The organism is Amycolatopsis sp. NPDC000009 (genome assembly GCF_055563465.1).
The window spans coordinates 570,995-588,922 of record NZ_JBVHDI010000002.1 but is presented as its reverse complement, the minus strand read 5'-3'; the positions used below and the strand labels follow the sequence as shown (position 1 = coordinate 588,922).

Below are 17,928 nucleotides of genomic sequence, written 5' to 3'. Positions count from 1 at the left end.
AACCCGACCGTCAGGCCAACGACAGCGCGATCCCGTCGAGGATGTCGTGCTCGGAGATCACCAGTTCGCCGGGACCACCGCGCGTGGCGAACTGCTCGGCCAGCACCTGCACGATCACCGAGCCGCCACCGATCACGTCGACCCGGCCGGGGTGGATCACCGGGTTCGCGGCGCGGGTCGCGTGGTCGGCCGTGAGGAGCGACTGCGCGACGCGGTCGATGTCGGCATGGGACAGCTTCGAGAGGTGAGTGCGCTCGGAGTCGTACTCCGAGAGGCCCTGCGCGACCGCGGTCAGGGTCGTGACCGTCCCGGCCACGCCGATCCACGTCTTGGCGGTGGACACGTCCACGACGTCGAAGGCCTCGGTGAGGACCTTGGCGGCCAGCTCACGGGCTTCGGCGATCTCGGCCGCGGTCGGCGGGTCGGACTTCAGCGCGCGTTCGGTGATGCGCACGCAGCCGATGTCGACCGATTTGGCCGCGATGACCTCGGCCTGGCGGCCGTCCCAGGTGCCGACCACGAGCTCGGTCGAGCCGCCGCCGACGTCGACCACCACGAAGGGACCGTCGTCGGGATCCTGCTCGCCGACCGCGCCGGTGAAGGACAGGCGTGCCTCTTCGTCCCCGCTGATTACTTCGGCCTCGGTGCCGAGCACCTCGCGTGTCATCGCGAAGAACTCGTCGCGGTTGCTCGCGTCGCGGGTCGCGGACGTCGCGACCATGCGGACCTTCTCGACGCCCTTGCGGCGCGCGGCGATCGTGTAGTCGGCCAGCGCTTTGCGGGTGCGCTCGAGCGCCTCGGGGGCCAGCCTGCCGGTGGCGTCCACTCCCTGGCCGAGGCGGACGATCCGCATCTCGCGGTGCAGGTCGCGCAGGTCGACCGTCCCGTCGTGGCGGGGGGTCAGCTCGGCGACGAGCAGGCGGATGGAGTTGGTCCCACAGTCGATCGCGGCAACACGAGGCATGCCCCGGAGATTACAGCGGAGCGGAGCTTCTCCGTCGAGGGTGGTGGCGGGGGCACGGATGGACAGTCGATGCGATCAAGGCGTCTTGGAACCGCTCGCCGACGACACCGTCGTGGTCGTCGTGGTCGTCGTCGGCGAGGTACAGGTCGGCGCCGGAGGCGGCGTCGTGGTCGTCGAACTCGTGCTTGTGCTCGTGGTCGACGTCGGTTGCGTCTCCGTCTCGGTGACCGTCGGGCACGGCGGCAGCGTCGGGGTCGTCGACGACGATTTCGAAGGAGACGACGAACCCGAATTGCCCGGCGGCAGCGAACTCGACGGCGGCGGCGTCACCGAACCGGGCGGCGTCGACGGCACCGGAGGCGGCGGCACCGACGCGGGCGGAGGGGCGGCACCGGCGTTCGGGGCGCCGATGGGCACCTTGCTGTCCGGCGTCGGCAGCACACCCGTGCGGTACGCCTCGGCCCAGATCAGCACGGTGTTCACGTAGGTGTCCGAGTTGTTGTAGCGGAACACGGCCGCGCGCAACTGGTCCGGTTTGGACAGATCGAGCCCACCTGAGCACAGGTACCGGCCCGTGCCCAGCGCGGCGTCGAAGATGTTGTTCGGGTTCGACTCGCCGTCGCCGTTGCCGTCGGAGGCGTAGCCCTTCCACGTCGACGGGATGAACTGCATCGGGCCCACGGCGCGGTCCCACACCGTGTCGCCGTCGTACTTGCCGCCGTCGGTGTCCGGGATGGCCGCGAACGGCCCGGCGCCGTTGAGCTGCGGACCGAGGATCGGTTCGAGGGTGTTGCCCTTCGCGTCGACGTAGCCGCCGCGCGCGTGATTGGACTCGATGCGGCCGATACTCGCGATCAAAGCCCAGTCGATGTGGCAGCCGGGCTGTTCGGCGATGAGGATGTCGGCGGCGTTGCGGTACGCGGCGAGCGCGGTGACCGGGATGCCGAGCGGTCCCTCGGGGAGTTCGTCCGCGGGGAGCGGGAGCGGGGTCGGCGCGTTCGGCAGGCTGCCGTCGACACCGATCTGCTGGACGAGCGGGTTCTTCGGGTCGTAGCCGCCGACGAGGGCGACATTGTCGGAATGGACCGTGCTCGCCGTCGCGGCCCAGCTGCCGGCACCGACGACCGCGGCACCGGCCGGGACGATGGCGAGGACACCTCCGGCCACCGCGGCGATCGTGCGGTGCCGGAGACAGAGTCTCCGGACGTGACCGGTCACCGCGCCTGGCACGTGCCTCACGCGCATAACTCAGAACCCTCCCGGCGGATCACCACCCGGTGATCCGGTACTCACCCACCCCGGTCAACCCAGTCGTGCCCAGCCTGCCGCATACGGTGACCGGTTTCACCCCATAGCGGAGGACCAGTTGGCCGACATCGGGTGAATTAACCCACCTGGAGGAACTATCTGTTCATCGCGGGCGGGTGTTACCCCTGGCAGTCGCCGGACGGCCAGCCGTTCGCCTTGAGCAACGCGAGCGTTTCGTCCCCGAACGGGTTCACGCCGGGGCCCACGGCCAGCGTGTGCGCCAGGTGGACGTGCAGGCATTTGACGCGGCCGGGCATCCCGCCCGCGCTGACCTCGTGGCCGAGCGAATCGATGGCGTCGCGTTCGGCGAGGTAGCTCTCGTGGGTCCGCTGGTAGGCGGCCGCCAGCTCCGGGTCCTCCGCGAGCCGGTCGGTCATCTCCTTCATCAGCCCGGACGCCTCGAGCGTGCCGACCATGGACGTCAGCTTCGGGCAGGTCAAGTAGTAGAGCGTGGGGAATGGTGTGCCGTCGTCGAGGCGGGGGCTGGTCTGCACGACCGACGGGTGGCCGCTCGGGCAGCGCGCGGCGACGGCGCGCAGCGCACGGGGGGCCCGGCCGAGCTGTTCCGCGATGATCTCGCGGTCGGCGTCGGTCACAGGCTCGTATGAAGACTTTTCCGTGCTGTTCACACCCATAAGGCTAAAGGGCGCACTTCAGCCGCCCGCGACCTGATCCCACAGCTTCTCGTACCAGGAGCCAGCGGGCACGGGCTGCTGACCTTGCGGCTGCCCCTGCACGGGCGCCTTGTCTTCGGGGAGCTGCACGATGTACGGCGTCTCCCCGGGCTTCACGAAACCGAACCGCTTCCGCGCCTCCGCCTCGATCTGCGCCGGGTCGCTCAGCTCGGCCTTGCGGCCTTCCAGCTGGGTGACGCTCCGCTGCAGTTCGGACTGCAACTGCTGCTGCTCGGTGACCTCGGACTTCTGGCTGAGGTACGTGCGCAGCGGGACGGCGATGGTGAACGCGAGCGCGCACACCACGATCGCCACCACCGCGGCCCGGCGGGTGGTGGACATGCCGAGCACCTTCGCGGCACCCGATGCCCGTTTCGCCGCCAGGCTGCGGCGCAGCCGGGTTCGGGCGCGGACCTCCGTCGTCGTCGTGCGACGGGCACGCTCCGGTCGGCGGCCCCTGCTGGAGCCGCCACCGCTCGCGCGCCCGCTACGACGGGTCCGCGCCCTCCCCCGGTCCGCCATCGTTCGTTATCCCTCGGTGCTGAACCGCGGGAACGCGAGGTCGCCGGCGTAGCGCGCCGCGTCGGCGAGGGTCTCCTCGATGCGGAGCAGCTGGTTGTACTTGGCGATCCGCTCGCCGCGCGCCGGGGCGCCGGTCTTGATCTGGCCGACACCGGTCGCGACGGCGAGGTCGGCGATGAAGGTGTCCTCGGTCTCGCCGGACCGGTGGCTCATCATCGACTTGTAGCCGTAGGAGGTGGCCAGCGAGATCGCGTCGAGGGTCTCCGACAGGGTGCCGATCTGGTTGACCTTCACCAGCAGCGCGTTGGCGGCGCGGCGGGTGATGCCCTCTTCGAGGCGGTCCGGGTTGGTGACGAACAGGTCGTCGCCGACCAGCTGGACCTTCTCGCCGAGCTCGGTGGTCAGCTGGACCCAGCCGTCCCAGTCGTCCTCGCTCAGCGGGTCCTCGATCGACACGAGCGGGTAGTCGCGGACGAGCTCGCCGTAGTAGGCCGACATCTGCTCGGCGCTCTTCTTCGCGCCTTCGAAGGTGTACGCGCCGTCGGAGAAGAACTCCGTCGCAGCGACGTCGAGCGCGAGCGCGACGTCGCGGCCCGGGGCGTACCCGGCCTTCTCGATCGCCTGAAGGATCAGGTCGAGCGCCTCGCGGTTGTTCTTCAGGCTGGGCGCGAAGCCGCCTTCGTCACCGAGGCCGGTGGCCAGGCCGCGGCCCTTCAAGACCGACTTCAGCGAGTGGTAGACCTCGGTGCCCCAGCGCAGGGCCTCGCGGAACGACTCGGCGCCGATCGGCGCGATCATGAATTCCTGGATGTCGACATCGGTGTCGGCGTGCGCCCCACCATTGAGGATGTTCAGCATCGGCACCGGCAGCACGTGCGCGTTCGGCCCGCCGAGGTAGCGGAACAGCTCCAGCTCGGCCGACTCCGCGGCGGCCTTCGCGACGGCGAGCGAAACACCGAGGATGGCGTTCGCGCCGAGGCGGGATTTCGCCGGCGTGCCGTCGAGGTCGACCAGCTTCTGGTCGACGATGCGCTGGTCGACGGCGTCGGTGCCGACCAGGTCCGGGCCGATCTCGTCCAGGACGGCCGCGACCGCGCGCTCGACACCCTTGCCGTTGTACCGGCCGGTGTCGCCGTCACGCAGCTCGACGGCTTCGTGTTCGCCGGTGGAGGCACCCGAGGGGACCGCGGCCCGCGCCAGCGTGCCGTCGTCGAGAGCCACCTCCACTTCGACCGTCGGGTTGCCTCGCGAGTCCAGAATCTCGCGAGCGCCTACCTGCTCGATGAGCGCCACGCCATGCTCCTCATGTGGGTTGTGCCTGCGGTGACCGGGCCCAGCCTAGCCGTCACCGCAGTTCACCCGTTGGAGGCACGCGCCACATCAGCCGTCGACCAGACCTTTCCGGCCTTCCTCCCCACCGCCACCCTCGACCGGGGAGCTGCGCTCCGCAGTACCTATTCGGTGACTGGTTCGTCCGCCCGGACTTCCTTCCAGCCCGACGGAAGCTCGACGGTGTCGGAGAACTGCTGCCAGAAGGTCCAGCTGTTGCCGCCGATGTCGGAGACGGTGAACACGCGGGCGCCGTACGGCTGATCTTGGGGCGCGTCGATGTCGGCGTCGTCGCCGAGCGCGGCGCGGACACGCTCGTACTGCGCGTCGGCGTCGGGGACGTACACGATGTTCAGCTGCCCGACCGGGCCGTCGACGCCCTTCGCCTGCCAGTACTCGGGGCCGACTCCGGCCAGTTGGATCTTGGCCGGGCCGGCGCACAGCGTGGCTTGGAACACCTCTCCGGAGGCGTCGGCGAAGCGCACTTCCTCGGTGAACCCGAACACTCTGACCAGCCACGCGACCGCCTCGGTGGCGTCGGCGTAGTAGAGGTACGGCGCGAGCCCGAGGTAACCGGGCTCGCTTTCGGGCCTATCCGCTTCGGCACTGCTCATGGCAGGACAGTCCACCATGACCGTTTCAGCTCCTCGTGAACGACCCTGCCCAGGCGTATCGTGGAGCGGACCATGATGGATGCCGAACCCGCCCCAGAACCCGGCGAGGACTCGTCCGGAGAGTCTCGGTTCCGCGCCTTCCGACGGGCGGAGGCGCTGGTCGAAAGCCGCAGGCCGCTCGACGCTCTCAAGGCCCTCGAGCCCTTGCTGGAGGACGAAACCGACAAACCGAGCGTCCAGTTGCTGGCAGGCCGCGCGTACTTCCACTCCGCACAGTTGCGGCGGGCCGAACGCGCCTTCACCCGGGTGCTGGAGCTGGACCCCACCGATCATTACGCGCGGTTCGTGCTCGGGCGGACCCTCCAACGCCTCGGCCGGTTGACCGAGGCGCTCGCGCAGATGCGGATAGCGTCGGCGATGCATCCGATCCCGGAATATCTGGAGGCGATCAGCGAGGTCAACGCGCGGATCGCGTTGCGCGACTGACCCGGCGCGGGGAGCAAGGGACCTTTGCTCGCAGTCCTGATCGCCGTCACCCCTGGAGCAAGGGACCTTTGCTGTCACGTCGACCTGGCCCGCAGGTGGGCCCGCTCCCCCTGCTTGCCGAACAGCACCAGCAGCTCCACCGGCCCCGGCCCCGCGCTGCCGAACCAATGCGGCACCCGCGTGTCGAACTCCGCGGCCTCGCCGGGGCCCATCGTGAAGTCGCGGTCGCCGAGCAGCGCCCGCAGCCGTCCGCTGAGGACGTACATCCACTCGTAGCCCTCGTGCGTGCGCTGCACGGGCTCGATGTCCTCGACCGGGATCAACAGTTTGAACGCCTGCGGCTGGCCGGGCTGCGCGGTCAGCGCCCAGGCGGTGAACCTGCCGAATTTCTGCGGTTTCATCCGGACGCGCGGGTCGGCGGGTTCGGGTTCGCCGACCAGTTCGTCGAGCGGCACCTGATGCGCCGCCGACAACGTGAGCAACAGTTCCAGCGTGGCCTTCCGGGTGCCCGATTCGAGCCGCGAGAGCGTACTGGCGGAGATCCCCGTCGCCTCCGCGAGCGCGGAGAGGGTGGTGCCGCGTTCCTTGCGGAGCTGCTTGAGCTTCGGGCCGACCTCGGCGAGCCGCCGTTCGATGTCCTCCATGCGTCCAGTTTGCCAAATCGGCAATGAACTTTGCCAATTCGTGCGGAGATCCGGATGCTCGGCAACATGAACAACGAATACGACGTGGTGATCATCGGTGGTGGCGTCGCGGGTCTCAGCGCGGCATTGGTCTTGGGCAGGGCACGGCGCCGGGTCGTCGTGATCGACGGCGGCACCCCGCGCAACGCGCCCGCCGCGCACGCCCACGGTTTCCTGACCAGGGACGGCATCCCACCCAAGGAACTGCTGGAGATAGGCCGCGACGAAGTCCGCGCGTACGGCGTCGAAATCGTCGAGGACGTCGTCCACCGGCTGCGGCACGACAAGGCCGTGGAACTGGCTGGCGGCCGGGTCGTCCACGGTCGCCGGATCGTGGTGACCACCGGGCTGGCCGACGAACTGCCGGACGTCCCCGGCGTCGCGGAGCGTTTCGGCGCCGACGTCCTGCACTGCCCGTACTGCCACGGCTGGGAGGTGCGCGATCAGCGTTTCGGCGTACTCGCCACCTCGGAGAAGTCGGTCCACCAGGCGCTGATCGTCTGGCAGTGGAGCAAGGACCTGACCTTCTTCACGCATACGCAGCAGCTCTCGGCGGAAGACCGGGCGAAGCTGACCGGGCTGGGCATCCGGATCGTCGACGGGAAGGTGTCCGAGCTCGCCGTCGAAGACGACCGGCTGACCGGCGTCCGGCTCGTCGACGGCGGCTTCGTCGAACGCGATGTCGTGTTCGTCGGCCCGAAGTTCGTCCCGCACGACCGGCTTCTCGCCCAGATCGGCTGCGCGCGCACCGAAAGCGGCTCGATCGCGGTGGACGCGCAGGGCCGCACGAACGTGGATGGCGTCTGGGCGGCGGGGAACGTCGTCGATCCGATGGCGCAGCTGGTCGTCGCCGCGGGCGACGCCTACCGGATGGCGTCGGCGCTCAACTTCGACCTGGTGCTCGAGGATCAGGGCGCGACGCTGGCGTCCGCGTAGGTGTCGGCCGCGCTGAAGACCTCCTGGACGTAGGGCACCGCCGGGTTGAACACCCGCATCGCCTTCCACCAGCCGTCCGGGGTGGCGATGTCGTCGCCGGCGGCGCACAGGTAGCGGGCGGTGGCGAAGGCGGCGTCGTCGAGATCCTTCGGATCCGGCTGCTTGCCGTCGCTCCTGGCGCGGGCGGAGTGCTTGGCCCAGACGTCGGCCGGGAGCGTGATCGGGCCGGGCCTGCCCTGCGCCGTTTCGACGTGGGAGATGCCGGCGAGGGTCGCCCACGAGAGGTGGCAACCCGGCTTCTGCCGCCGGAGCCACATCTCGGCCCGGCCGTAGGCGGACAGGTCAGTGGCGGAAAGCCGCGTCTTCGCCGCCACCCGGTTCGCCCAGGTCTCGAGTTCGGCCGCGTCGGAAACGGTGGGCCGGTCGGGCGGCGCGGCGAGCCCCGCACGCGGTGTCGCCGCCCCCGGCTGGGGTTTCTGGTCGGGAACCGCGAGCGCGGGCTGGGGCTGAGCCGGCGGAGGCGGCTCATCGCCTCCCGGCCGGTTCACCCCGACGGTCATGATCAGCACCACGCCAGTGAGCACGAGCCCACCCGCGAAAGCGAGCCTGGGCACGTACGGCGGCAGAGGGCGGGCAGCATGCTCCGGGGCTTCGGTGCTCTGGGCGGTTTCGGCCACCCGGTCAGGTTACTTCGCCACCCTTCCGGGCGATGCCCCAATCGGCTTACGAACCCGACCGACGGTAAGCGAATCGGTGACTGGTCTTCGGCAGCCGGTTCGGTATATGAGCCACCGAGGTCACGCTGACCAGGGAATGATTCTGAGGAGAGCACCAAGTTTGTCGTGCTGGTGAAGCAGGCAAGGTCACGAGGGGTAGACACGCATGTGCCCGGTACGCGTGTCTACTTCGAATGGGTCGAGCCTGTGGCCGAGAAGATCGGCGACCTCGTCCCGAAGATCGACGCGCGCGAGGCCGACCTCGAACCGGGCCAGAAGTTCACCGGGTTCCACCGGCTGGAAAAGCGCCTCTGGATGACCGGTCTGCGGGCCGACTCCCCGCAGGTCGCCGATCAGCTCGTCGCCGACGTCAAGGAACTGGTGACCAAGTCGGCGTCGATCGAGCTGAACGCGCTCGACCTGGCCAACGGCGCCAAGGAACTGCTCGCCAAGATCGCCGCGGGCAAGTTCACCGGCGAGGATGAGGCGTTCGCGCACACCGACCTCTCGAACCTCCAGAGCAACCTCGACGGTTCGAAGTCCGCGATCGCCTCACTCTGCCCGCTGCTGCAGGCGAAGGCCCCGGCCTTCGCGTCGGCGGTGGACGCGCTGAGCAAGGTCGGCGAGTTCACGGCGCAATGACCGGGGGGAACACACCGGTCACCCGCTGGAAGCTGTTCGGCATGGCCGGCGCGGACACCTCCCTGGCCAGGACCCTGCGCCGCGGCAGGCTTCGGCGCGAACCGGCTCCTTGACGGGGACAGCTTGGGGCAGGCGGCGCAGAGTGTTGTCGAGTTCCACGGCGAGTATCAGGCCGGGATCATGACTCCCGTGCAAGAGAACCTGCATTTCGTCGCGCTGGACGTGACGACGAAGGACCGCGAAAGCCTGTCGAACTGCTGCGCACGTGGACGGACGCATGACAAAAACGCCGACAACCAACCACCTCACGACATCGGCGAGGTCCGTCTTTCGACGTTGCGGCTTCGGCACGCTGAAAGACTGCCTCTCAGGACCGAAGAGCCCAAACCTCGGCGAAGCGATTCTTGACGTTGTCGGTGAGTCTCTTCAAGCCGAGCAATTCCAAGACGGCACGTTGCAACGCTTCGTCTCCCGCGTCGCCATCCCTGGTAGTGACGTGATCGAGCAATGTCGCCAGCTCACTCGGCGGCACCTCTTCGAAAGAACGCGGACCCAACTCACGAGTCACGACCTCTGGCTGCGCAGGAAGCCGGTAGGTACGGGGCTTGACGCCGCTCTTGCCGAGTGGGTTGTCTTCGACTAGTTGTCTCTGCCTTACCGCCTGGGCGATCGCCTTGTTCAGTTCACCCGCGACCAGCTTCGTGACCCTGACAGCTCCCGACGCACGGACATAGGCTGTGTGCAGCCGGCTCCCCAGCACAGGCCCTTCGGCCTCGACGATCCGCACCAGACCTTCCACCAGTTCCCGTCTGGACGCCGTGCCCACCTGGACAGCGGTTCCGCCGAACTGGCTGTACCCAGCGAGGATGGGATCCGCTCCGAGCGCCTCTTGCTTAGCGGCAGGCACCGGCGGCCACCCTTCCTCTCGCTCCAAGAGCGCCCTCCCGGGAGCTTCCAGGTCCTCAATAGTGGCCACAGGCTGCGGCACCATAGCGGGCTCCGCCGCCGGAACGTACGGGGTCTCCTGTGAAGCAGCCGGCTCATGAACGGACGGGCGTTCTGGCGCCACTGCTTCGAGCGCGATACCCATCGGAGCAACCTCGACGTCCGCCGCCTGCTGTCGTGGTTCCGCTGCCGACGGGTCGTCGCCATCCGAGACCCATCCGGAAGGGTGGATGTCCAAACCGTGCAACGTGTCCCACAAGCGGGCTAAAACCGCCGGCCGATCCACGTAGAACTCAGACTCGCGAATGCGGAAGAACCGCCAATCGCATCGTTCGAGGTCACGCTGCCTGGCAAGGTCGCGGCCATACGCCTCAGGTCCGTGCCAAGCGTCACCGTCACACTCAATCGCCAGCCTGGCCTTGGCGCCTACGACCACCAGGTCGAGTCGATAGCCATCAGCTGGGAACTGGGGGACAACGCTGTATCCACGATCGACGATCCGGTTGAATACACGCTGCTCGAACAACGAGTCGAAAGGTTCCACACGCTCATCGTCGGAGACGGCTGAACGCCTGGCGCCGTCCACGTCGTCGGCACACCCGGATACTGCGTAGCAATAGTCCAGCAGCTGGAACCGCATGTCCTCGGGGTTGCCCAAGTCGGACAGCCGCAGCGAGTGGAAGACCCACATCTGGTCCTTGGCACGGGACGCCGCGACGTTGAAACGCTGGACGTACATGTCCTGGGTGAGCGACGCGATCCGTTTGCCCGGCTCCGGCGCCTTCACCATCGAAAGGAACATCACGTTACGCTCGGAGCCCTGGAAGTCGGCCGAATCACCGCATCGCAGTTCACGTGCCTTCCACTCCTCGGGCGGGATGCGCTCCAACAGGCGCTTCTCGATCCTCTTCGCCTGGGCGCGACCAAGCAGTGACACGACGCCGAATGTCAACCCGTCGTACCGGGGATCGGCGATGCACTTCTCGATCTGGTCGACGATGGCGTCCGTCTCGACCGGGTTGACTTTGTCTGTCACGCCGCGCTCATAGCCGTTCTCGAGGAGCACCGGCTTGATCGGTTCAAGACGATCCGCACCGTACTGGCGTACAGGCACCAGCCGGATACCATCCGGCTCGTAAGCGATCCGGTTCGAGAAGCCGATGATCTCCGGCACACAACGACGGTGTTCGACAAGCGTCGTCATGCCCTCAAAGCGTTTCTTCGCTTCATCAAACAGACTGCTCTTTGGCTCCTGCCACGTCGCGCGATACGGGTTGTCCCACAGATACTGGTCAGCCAAGTGGCGCAACTGCTGCTGGTCGACCCCCACCGCTGTGGGCGAAACCTGCCTGTCGTCGCCGATGACCACGATCTTGGGCGCGAGGTACTGCAGGAACGTCGCCTCCAAACCCGCTTGCGACGCCTCGTCCACAATGACGACGTCGAACATGTCAGGCCGGATGCGGAATTGCTCGGCGATCCGATAGACGGGCATGATCCATACAGGTACGGCTGGCCGGCATCGGTCCATCGCGGCCTTGATGTCGGCCCTGCGCTGGTTCGCGTACACCCCGGTGCCCTTGCCGAGCAGTTTGACCAGCTGGGCGTATTGAAGCAGATCGGCCCGTGCCTTACCGGACAACCGTTCCGGGGACACAGCGTGGCCCCACGCCCGCTCGGCCGCCAGCCGTTCAATCCGGCCACGTACCTGCTTCTCGACGCTCAGCACCTCGGCCTGGAGTGAATTGACATCCTCGTCTTTCCGTGCCTGTAACCACTTCAATGCCACGGTCCACGACCACGCGGACTCCCAATCAGCCAGCCGCTCCAACCAGGCGGGATCACGAGGATCCGCTGACACCGCTTCCTTGACGCGCGGCAGCAGATGAGCGAGAGTCGCCGCGATCTCGTCACGTCGACGAGCCAGCTCCGCGACTTCGGCCAGGTGTGCCATTCTCCGGTGAGCGGCAGCGTAGGACTCGTGCTCGCGGTGCTCGACAGCCTGCATGAGATCCTTCACGCACGGCGCCGCATCCGCCCACTGGGCCACGTCCGCGATGACCCGGACGACGTCCAGCAAGGGCAAGGTCGCGGCGGTACGCGCGTCGGAGGCCGCGGCGGCATCGACGAGCCGGGCATAGGTCTGCACGGCGTCGAGGTCGGTCCAGTTCGGACGCGGGAGGCCGCGCCCCGCCAAAGCTCGCTCTTCCGTTTCGAGGGCTTCGCCCAGCGCCAAGACTCGACGTAGCTGCTCCAACTCTGTTACATGCCACTGCAGGCGTTCGCCCAAGGTGTCTTCGACAGGTACCCGCACCGACTCCGGCCACGCCCGGTCCAGTGCGTCCAGTGTCCTGCTGGCGTCAGCCCAGATGAGGAACGCGTCGAGCTGGTCTGCTGTGGTCGGCGGGAGGCCATTCACCCGAACAGATTGGAACAGCGGTAGTGCCTGTTTGACGGCCTTGGGGGCAAGAGCCCCGGTCTTGGGCGAACCGTCTGGATTGCTCTTGAGCTTTCCACCGGCACCGACATGAGCGCGAAGTGCCCCTGCCAGAGCGACGAGTACCCCCATGTCTGCAGAAGCGACCCTTACCTCTGTGACCGGGCCGAGACGCTCAACGAGCGGACCGACGTGTCCGATGAGCTGGGCGATCTGGTTCCAGCGCGACCGCCAGTGGTTCGCACGCCCGACGAGCACATCGGAAAGCGCGTCGTTCATCCATTCTTCGCGTCGCTTGGAAAGATCCCCGGCTTCTCGCGCGAACCCGTTGAGCCGCTCACGAAGCACGGCTCGTGTGGCTTGATCGAGGCGGCGCACAGCGTCGAACGCTGTGTGCCGCGTAAGGCTTCCGTGCACTTCTTCCACCGCGATCGCCTGCCGCTCCGCAGTCACGAGCGCGAAGAACGCCTGTGGCGTGGGCACATCACCGAGCCGCACTAGCTTGAGCCGAGATTCCGCCTCATCGGCGTTCAGCCCGTCGTCGACGGCACTCCGATGCCATTCGATGATGTCGCTCGCGGCGATCGGGGACGGGACGACACCGGGCACCTCGACCAGGCCTTCCAGCCAACCAAAACGCGGCCGCTCCGCTTCCAGACATTGCGCGATGCCGGCAAGGGTGCCTTGGTACCCGCAGACGTCGTGCTTCGCCACCTGCTCGCCACGCGCGTCGATCAAACGCCGGTACAACCCGGCGCGCTGCAGTCTCAGGTCCTCGATCGCGCCAAGGTGCTCGTTGATTACCCTTTGCGCCCCACTGACGTCGTACTCGCTGGCCATATGACTGATCCGCTCCACCGCGACCTTGAGGTCGGCCAAGTCCGACCGCGAGGATCCGACGACCGAAACGGCCAGCGGCGTGATGGCTTCAGGCAACTTCGCACGAACCTCTTTCAGCGCCCGATCGGTGTGCGCGGTGACGAGGACTCGCTTCCCTTGTGCGAGAAGGTGGGACAGCAAAGCTGCAACGGTGTGTGTCTTGCCGGTCCCAGGTGGACCCTGGACGAGGGTTTGGGCCTTCGAGTCGACTTGCGACAGGACACGCAACTGCTGGTCATTGACCGGAAGCGGCAGGAAGGGCTCATCGTCGACCTCGACCAAAGCACCAGGTTCACGAGAGCGCTCCGTCGCAGGCCGGTGGTCAGGGTCGACGAGCGGAAGCAGCCCGTCTGGGACGCCACCGGACTCGCCGATCTGCGCGGCGACCGAATCGAGGATATCAACGATGCCCTGGCTCGAACGCCTGCGGAGGATCAAGGCAGGGGCGAACGCCGCCGCCGCGTGCGTACCGGGCTTCTGCGCGTCGTCCTCGTCGAGGTACGCGGCATCTCCGTCGAGGGCGTGCACGAGACGCCGCAAAACACCACCCACGATTTCGCGATTGAAGATCGCGGCAGTGACCTCACGGCCTTCGTTCCTGATCTGCACCACATGCTGAGGATTGGCGACACGACCCGGATCAAGCATGTCCAGCTCGATGTTCAAGCCATCCGCCGGTTCGGCCTGATGGAGAGTCAACCGACCCGTACCATCGTCGAAATGGATCGTCGCGGGCACTGTGGCGAGGTGCCGACGGACGACATAGTGCCCGGGCGGGGCCCATGACAGGCAGCCGACGCCGATGACCAGTTCTAGTTCTTCCGCATGCGCGGCCGCGGTGACGTAAGCGGAGAACAAATCGTTGTAGACGTCCCGGGCAGGCTGGTCGGTTTGTTCACGTTTGGCCCACTCCGACCATCGAGCTGCCCATTCGGCATGGGCGTCGCGAATACCGGGCATCTTCTCAAGCAAGACGCGCTGGTCACCTTCACCAATTGCCTCGTGCAACCGTGGCTGTGCGTTTGGGTCGTCCCAAGAACCGTCCAACCAACACTTCAGCTCCGTGTCCGGCTCGGGCGCTTCTTGGTGCGCGACTCTCTCGACCGAGAGCAAGACCTCTCCTGGCTCGAGCGCTTCCTCGCGGTGAGCGGACCGGATGGCCGGGTGCTCGGGCAATTGCCAGAACCACTGGACCGAGTCGTACCGATCGGTGGTGCGGGGCGAGTTCGACTTGAGCTGCTGGCTTCGCGCCAGGAACTGGAAGAGCCTTACCGCTCGATCGACCGCCGTATCCCGCGGATTCGGAGCAGCGTCCTTGTTCGCCACCGCTGTCCTCCTTCTGCCACCGAATAGATCATCGTTCTCATCGCCCAAGTGGCGTAGGGCGATACAGTCGACACCACACCGTTACGAAAGGCGGCTCGAACGTCCGAGCGTCGCCCCGCGGTCGAGCTGCCCGATCCAACAGATGACGATCAAGGAATGACCCAGGAAACATACTTACCGATGCCGGTCGGAACGATGTGGGTCTACCAACCTTCCGGATCGTCTTGACCTCCAGTTAAGTGGAGGTATCACACTGATTCCCATGTTCAGTGAAGCGGAACTCGACTATCTCGCCACCCAAGGGCTCGGGCGGCTCGCCACGGCGCAGCCGGACGGCACGCTGCAGGTCAGCCCCGTCGGTTACGCGTACAACACCGAGACGCGGACGATCGACATCACCGGTTACGAGCTGGCGAAGAGCAAGAAGTTCCGGAACGTGGCCGCGAACGGGCAGGCCGCCTTCGTGGTGGACGACATGCCCTCGCAGGACCCGCCGAGGATCCGCTGCCTCGAGATCCGCGGCCGGGCCGAGGCGCTGACCGGCGCCCGCACCCCCGACGGCCACCTCGACGGCGCGGTGATCCGGATCCACCCGTCGCGGATCATCAGCCTCGGTGTCGACGACCCGGATCACGACCCGCTCGATCTCGTTCCGCACAACCGAAACGTCTGACCGGGGAAAGAAGAGGTCGTTCCTGACGAAAAGCGTCAGGAACGACCTTTTCAGCGACGGGCACCGTAGACCGCGTAGGTCCCCAAACCGGCCACGGCGAGCACCACGGCGGTCCACGTGGCTTCGGCGACCCCGGCGGGCTGGAAGGGCCAAGTGATCACCAGCTGCGCGCTCTCCGTACTCGACGTGGTCGCCCAGACCACGAACGCGACCGCGAACCCGGCCAGCGGCAACGTCCACCCGAAGGCCCCGCCGAACAGCACCGCGGCGAGCCCGGCGAGACCGAGCAGGCCGCTCGCGTTCCGCACGATGATCTCCACCGGAACCCGCTCCGCTTCCCACAGCCGCGGCAGCAGCACGGCACCGATGCCGAGGCCGCCGAGCAGCAGGAGATGCAGGAAGCGGCGCGGCGCCCAGCGGATCGCGGCGGTCCGGTCGAGATCGACGTCCTGCCCGCTGAGGCCGATGGCGGTCACCGCGATCGCCACCAGGAGCGCGAGGGAAACCGGAATCTCCGACCAGCGGTCCCGTGCCAGGAACCAGATCACCGCCATGCTCACCACCAGCGCCGCGAGCGACGCGGGCATGGCGCGCGAACGCGCGTACAACACCGCCCACCTCATCGGGCGCCGCCGAGGAGGACGTCGAGCTGGCTGCCCTGGCAGGTCAGGCCGGTCCGCCGCTGCGCGATGATCCGCTCTCGCTGCACATCGGGCGGAAGAGCCCGGAAGGTCTCCCATTGCCGGAGGACCTCGTTCTTCTTGTCGTCGCTCAGCCACGAACCCCTGAGCATCTCCCATTCGCCGAGGTACCAGCTCGACGTGATCGACCGCGCGGTGAGTTCGTCCATGAAGGACCTGTCGACACCGTGGAGGGTGTAGCAGGTCGGCGTGCCTGAGCCGGCGACCAGTGTCCGCGTCATGTCGTCCGAATTCAGGACCGAGCGGATGGACCAATCCACCAGGTCCACGTAGATGGTGCCGGCGGCACGGGGCGGCATCTCGTCGTAGCCCAGCCGCCGGTCCAGTACCGCGACCCTGACCGGCGCGTCCGGCAGAGTGCCCAACAGCCGCAACGCTTCCTTGCCCGGCCCGGCGAGGCGAGGCAGTTCGGCTTCGAGCATGCGGGGGACGCAGACCGGGCCGTCGCAGACCATCTCCGTCGCGTTCGGGTCGGCGACCTCGGCTTCGGCCGTGCTACCGGGAAGAACGGGCAAGGCGATCGCGGCCGCCGCCAGCGCGGGAACGACGGCGAGCCCCTTCGCCCGCTTGGAGCGGGCGGCCAACAGGAGGAATCCGGTCGCGGCCAGTCCGGCGAGCCAGACCACCTGCCCGAGATCCATCCGGCCCGCGGTGGTGCTGAACGGATCCCTGACGACGTCCATCGCGGGAGAGAGCAGGGAAACCCGGAACGGCACGATATCGGCCAGCACGCTGCCCTCCGCCCCGGAGAACTGGAACAGGAGCACGGCTACGAAGGCGGCGACGGCCACCGCGGGCGCGGTCAGCGGGTGCGGCAGCAATCGGCCGATCCCCAGCCCGATCCAGGCACCCGCGAGCATTCCCAGCACGCCGACGACGACGATCGGCAGCCAGCCGAAGGTGAAGAACCCGCCGTTGAAGGCGGCCTGGACGGCACCGACGGCGAAAATCAGCAGGTAGCCCAATGCCAGCAGACCACCCAGCGCACCGGCGAGTTTCGCCGCCCGCTGCCATCCGGGACGGGGCATGGTGGTCATGAGTTCGGCCGTGCCGGAGCGGCTGTCGCGCATACCCTGGATGACACCGGCACCGATCGCGATCGGCCACAGGAACACCAGCAGGAACCGGCTCCACTCCGCGGCGTGCGTCCAATGCTCGTCCCAGGCGAGCGGCGCCTTCGTCCACGGACCGCTGAACGAATACAGGAACCCGAACGCGACGACGAGAATGGCGAGCGTCGCCCAGGGGGCGATGGAACGGCGGAGTTCGGTCCGCAGGACACGCGTGTTCACCAGTTCCCCCTCCCCGGCTCGTGCCCCAGCAGCGCCGAGTAGCCGCGCTCGATCGGGCTGTCGCCGACGTACTCCTCGCTCCCGGCCGCGGCCAGCTCGTCCGGCGTCCCCTGGAAGACGAGTTTCCCGTTTTCGAACAGGACGACGTCGGTGCAGGCGGTCGCGACGTCCTCGACGAGATGCGTCGAGACGACGACACAGGCGTCCCGGCCGATTTCCTGAAGAAGATCCCGGAACCGCACGCGCTGTGCCGGGTCGAGCCCGGCGGTCGGCTCGTCCAGCAGGAGGACGTCCGGATCGTTCACGATCGCCTGCGCGATCCCGACCCGCCGCACCATGCCGCCGGACAGCGTCTTCATCCGGTCGTCGGCCCGATCGGCGAGGCCGACCCGTTCGATCGACCGCTGCACCGCGGCCGGGATGTCCGGTTTGGCCATCTCCTTCAGCCAGGCGATGTATTCGACGAACTCGCGGACGGTGAACCGCTTGTAGAAACCGAAATTCTGCGGCAGATAGCCGATACGGCGGCGCAGGCGGCGCTGATCGGTGAACCCCCCGACGGATTCACCGAGCAGCGCCAGCCCTCCCTCCGCCGGCCGGAGCACCGTCGCCAGTGCCCGGATCAGCGTGGTCTTCCCCGCCCCGTTCGGGCCGAGCAGACCGTGCACCCCCGTGCCCAGTTCCAGGTCGAGCCCGTTCACGGCGAACTTGCGTTTGCCGACCCGGACCTTCAGTCCCTCCGCCTTGATCTGCCACGCGTAGGTCGTCGGTGCGACCTCCGCGGCCCCGACAGCACGCATC

General features: G+C 67.6%; 17 protein-coding genes. 5 read left to right on the top strand and 12 right to left on the bottom strand.

Annotation, left to right across the window (positions count from 1 at the left end):
* Positions 1-10: 10 nt before the first annotated feature.
* The 6 genes from ACZ3HL_RS08955 to ACZ3HL_RS08930 all read right to left on the bottom strand — a co-directional run bounded on the left by ACZ3HL_RS08955 (position 11) and on the right by ACZ3HL_RS08930 (position 5,411).
* The gene (locus ACZ3HL_RS08955; protein ID WP_465529806.1) at positions 11-964 is read right to left on the bottom strand and encodes a Ppx/GppA phosphatase family protein; all 954 of its coding nucleotides are present in this window, start codon (positions 962-964) and stop codon (positions 11-13) included.
* A 75-nt stretch (positions 965-1,039) separates the two neighbouring features.
* On the bottom strand, positions 1,040-2,209 hold the full coding sequence (locus ACZ3HL_RS08950; RefSeq protein ID WP_465529804.1) for a lytic transglycosylase domain-containing protein: 1,170 nt from the start codon (positions 2,207-2,209) through the stop codon (positions 1,040-1,042).
* A gap of 182 nt (positions 2,210-2,391) precedes the next feature.
* Positions 2,392-2,907: a DUF501 domain-containing protein gene (locus ACZ3HL_RS08945; protein ID WP_340687037.1), complete on the bottom strand. Its 516-nt coding sequence runs from the start codon at positions 2,905-2,907 to the stop codon at positions 2,392-2,394.
* Positions 2,908-2,925: 18 nt separating this feature from the next.
* On the bottom strand, positions 2,926-3,288 hold the full coding sequence (locus ACZ3HL_RS08940) for an FtsB family cell division protein (protein ID WP_465411221.1): 363 nt from the start codon (positions 3,286-3,288) through the stop codon (positions 2,926-2,928).
* A gap of 186 nt (positions 3,289-3,474) precedes the next feature.
* Positions 3,475-4,761 carry a phosphopyruvate hydratase gene (gene eno, locus ACZ3HL_RS08935; protein WP_126736446.1) on the bottom strand — a complete coding sequence of 429 codons (1,287 nt, stop codon included), beginning with the start codon at positions 4,759-4,761 and terminating at the stop codon, positions 3,475-3,477.
* 161 nt (positions 4,762-4,922) lie between these two features.
* Entirely contained in the window at positions 4,923-5,411 is a 489-nt protein-coding gene (locus ACZ3HL_RS08930) for a VOC family protein (RefSeq protein ID WP_465529802.1), read from the bottom strand.
* A 72-nt stretch (positions 5,412-5,483) separates the two neighbouring features.
* On the opposite strand from ACZ3HL_RS08930, the gene ACZ3HL_RS08925 reads away from it, so the two are divergent.
* Complete coding sequence (locus ACZ3HL_RS08925) at positions 5,484-5,897, top strand: tetratricopeptide repeat protein (RefSeq protein WP_465411041.1); 414 nt, start codon at positions 5,484-5,486, stop codon at positions 5,895-5,897.
* A gap of 74 nt (positions 5,898-5,971) precedes the next feature.
* Here the strand turns inward: ACZ3HL_RS08925 and ACZ3HL_RS08920 are convergent, their stop codons facing one another.
* Positions 5,972-6,541 (bottom strand): helix-turn-helix domain-containing protein, encoded by a 570-nt coding sequence (locus tag ACZ3HL_RS08920; protein ID WP_465529800.1) that lies wholly within the window; start codon positions 6,539-6,541, stop codon positions 5,972-5,974.
* Positions 6,542-6,595: 54 nt separating this feature from the next.
* Here ACZ3HL_RS08920 and ACZ3HL_RS08915 point away from each other — a divergent pair, with 54 nt between their 5' ends.
* Positions 6,596-7,516, top strand: a complete 921-nt coding sequence (locus ACZ3HL_RS08915; protein WP_465529798.1) for an NAD(P)/FAD-dependent oxidoreductase — start codon at positions 6,596-6,598, stop codon at positions 7,514-7,516.
* Here ACZ3HL_RS08915 and ACZ3HL_RS08910 read toward each other — a convergent pair.
* Positions 7,489-8,193: a lysozyme family protein gene (locus tag ACZ3HL_RS08910; protein WP_465529796.1), complete on the bottom strand. Its 705-nt coding sequence runs from the start codon at positions 8,191-8,193 to the stop codon at positions 7,489-7,491. The genes ACZ3HL_RS08915 and ACZ3HL_RS08910 overlap by 28 nt on opposite strands.
* 207 nt (positions 8,194-8,400) lie before the next feature.
* On the opposite strand from ACZ3HL_RS08910, the gene ACZ3HL_RS08905 reads away from it, so the two are divergent.
* Complete coding sequence (locus tag ACZ3HL_RS08905) at positions 8,401-8,874, top strand: imelysin family protein (RefSeq protein ID WP_465529794.1); 474 nt, start codon at positions 8,401-8,403, stop codon at positions 8,872-8,874.
* A gap of 180 nt (positions 8,875-9,054) precedes the next feature.
* Positions 9,055-9,282, top strand: a complete 228-nt coding sequence (locus tag ACZ3HL_RS08900) for a hypothetical protein (protein WP_465530024.1) — start codon at positions 9,055-9,057, stop codon at positions 9,280-9,282.
* On the opposite strand, the gene ACZ3HL_RS08895 is transcribed toward ACZ3HL_RS08900, so the two are convergent.
* Positions 9,242-14,461 (bottom strand): AAA domain-containing protein, encoded by a 5,220-nt coding sequence (locus ACZ3HL_RS08895; protein ID WP_465529792.1) that lies wholly within the window; start codon positions 14,459-14,461, stop codon positions 9,242-9,244. The genes ACZ3HL_RS08900 and ACZ3HL_RS08895 overlap by 41 nt on opposite strands.
* A 262-nt stretch (positions 14,462-14,723) precedes the next feature.
* On the opposite strand from ACZ3HL_RS08895, the gene ACZ3HL_RS08890 reads away from it, so the two are divergent.
* Positions 14,724-15,134 (top strand): PPOX class F420-dependent oxidoreductase, encoded by a 411-nt coding sequence (locus ACZ3HL_RS08890; RefSeq protein WP_125674107.1) that lies wholly within the window; start codon positions 14,724-14,726, stop codon positions 15,132-15,134.
* A gap of 50 nt (positions 15,135-15,184) precedes the next feature.
* On the opposite strand, the gene ACZ3HL_RS08885 is transcribed toward ACZ3HL_RS08890, so the two are convergent.
* Genes ACZ3HL_RS08885 through ACZ3HL_RS08875 form a run of 3 tightly spaced genes read right to left on the bottom strand, consistent with a single transcriptional unit; the run spans position 15,185 to position 17,927 of the window.
* Complete coding sequence (locus ACZ3HL_RS08885; protein ID WP_465529790.1) at positions 15,185-15,745, bottom strand: hypothetical protein; 561 nt, start codon at positions 15,743-15,745, stop codon at positions 15,185-15,187.
* Between the two features lie 8 nt (positions 15,746-15,753).
* Positions 15,754-17,127, bottom strand: a complete 1,374-nt coding sequence (locus ACZ3HL_RS08880; protein ID WP_465529788.1) for a hypothetical protein — start codon at positions 17,125-17,127, stop codon at positions 15,754-15,756.
* Entirely contained in the window at positions 17,124-17,927 is an 804-nt protein-coding gene (locus ACZ3HL_RS08875) for an ABC transporter ATP-binding protein (protein ID WP_465530022.1), read from the bottom strand. Before ACZ3HL_RS08875 ends, ACZ3HL_RS08880 begins: the two co-directional genes overlap by 4 nt.
* Position 17,928: the final 1 nt, after the last annotated feature.

Coding starts and splice junctions, on each gene's coding strand:
- ACZ3HL_RS08955 (WP_465529806.1), bottom strand. CDS start 964: ATGCCTCGTGTTGCCGCGATCGACTGTGGGACCAACTCCATCCGCCTG.
- ACZ3HL_RS08950 (WP_465529804.1), bottom strand. CDS start 2,209: ATGCGCGTGAGGCACGTGCCAGGCGCGGTGACCGGTCACGTCCGGAGA.
- ACZ3HL_RS08945 (WP_340687037.1), bottom strand. CDS start 2,907: ATGGGTGTGAACAGCACGGAAAAGTCTTCATACGAGCCTGTGACCGAC.
- ACZ3HL_RS08940 (WP_465411221.1), bottom strand. CDS start 3,288: ATGTCCACCACCCGCCGGGCCGCGGTGGTGGCGATCGTGGTGTGCGCG.
- ACZ3HL_RS08930 (WP_465529802.1), bottom strand. CDS start 5,411: ATGAGCAGTGCCGAAGCGGATAGGCCCGAAAGCGAGCCCGGTTACCTC.
- ACZ3HL_RS08925 (WP_465411041.1), top strand. CDS start 5,484: ATGATGGATGCCGAACCCGCCCCAGAACCCGGCGAGGACTCGTCCGGA.
- ACZ3HL_RS08920 (WP_465529800.1), bottom strand. CDS start 6,541: ATGGAGGACATCGAACGGCGGCTCGCCGAGGTCGGCCCGAAGCTCAAG.
- ACZ3HL_RS08915 (WP_465529798.1), top strand. CDS start 6,596: ATGCTCGGCAACATGAACAACGAATACGACGTGGTGATCATCGGTGGT.
- ACZ3HL_RS08900 (WP_465530024.1), top strand. CDS start 9,055: ATGACTCCCGTGCAAGAGAACCTGCATTTCGTCGCGCTGGACGTGACG.
- ACZ3HL_RS08890 (WP_125674107.1), top strand. CDS start 14,724: ATGTTCAGTGAAGCGGAACTCGACTATCTCGCCACCCAAGGGCTCGGG.
- ACZ3HL_RS08875 (WP_465530022.1), bottom strand. CDS start 17,927: ATGCGTGCTGTCGGGGCCGCGGAGGTCGCACCGACGACCTACGCGTGG.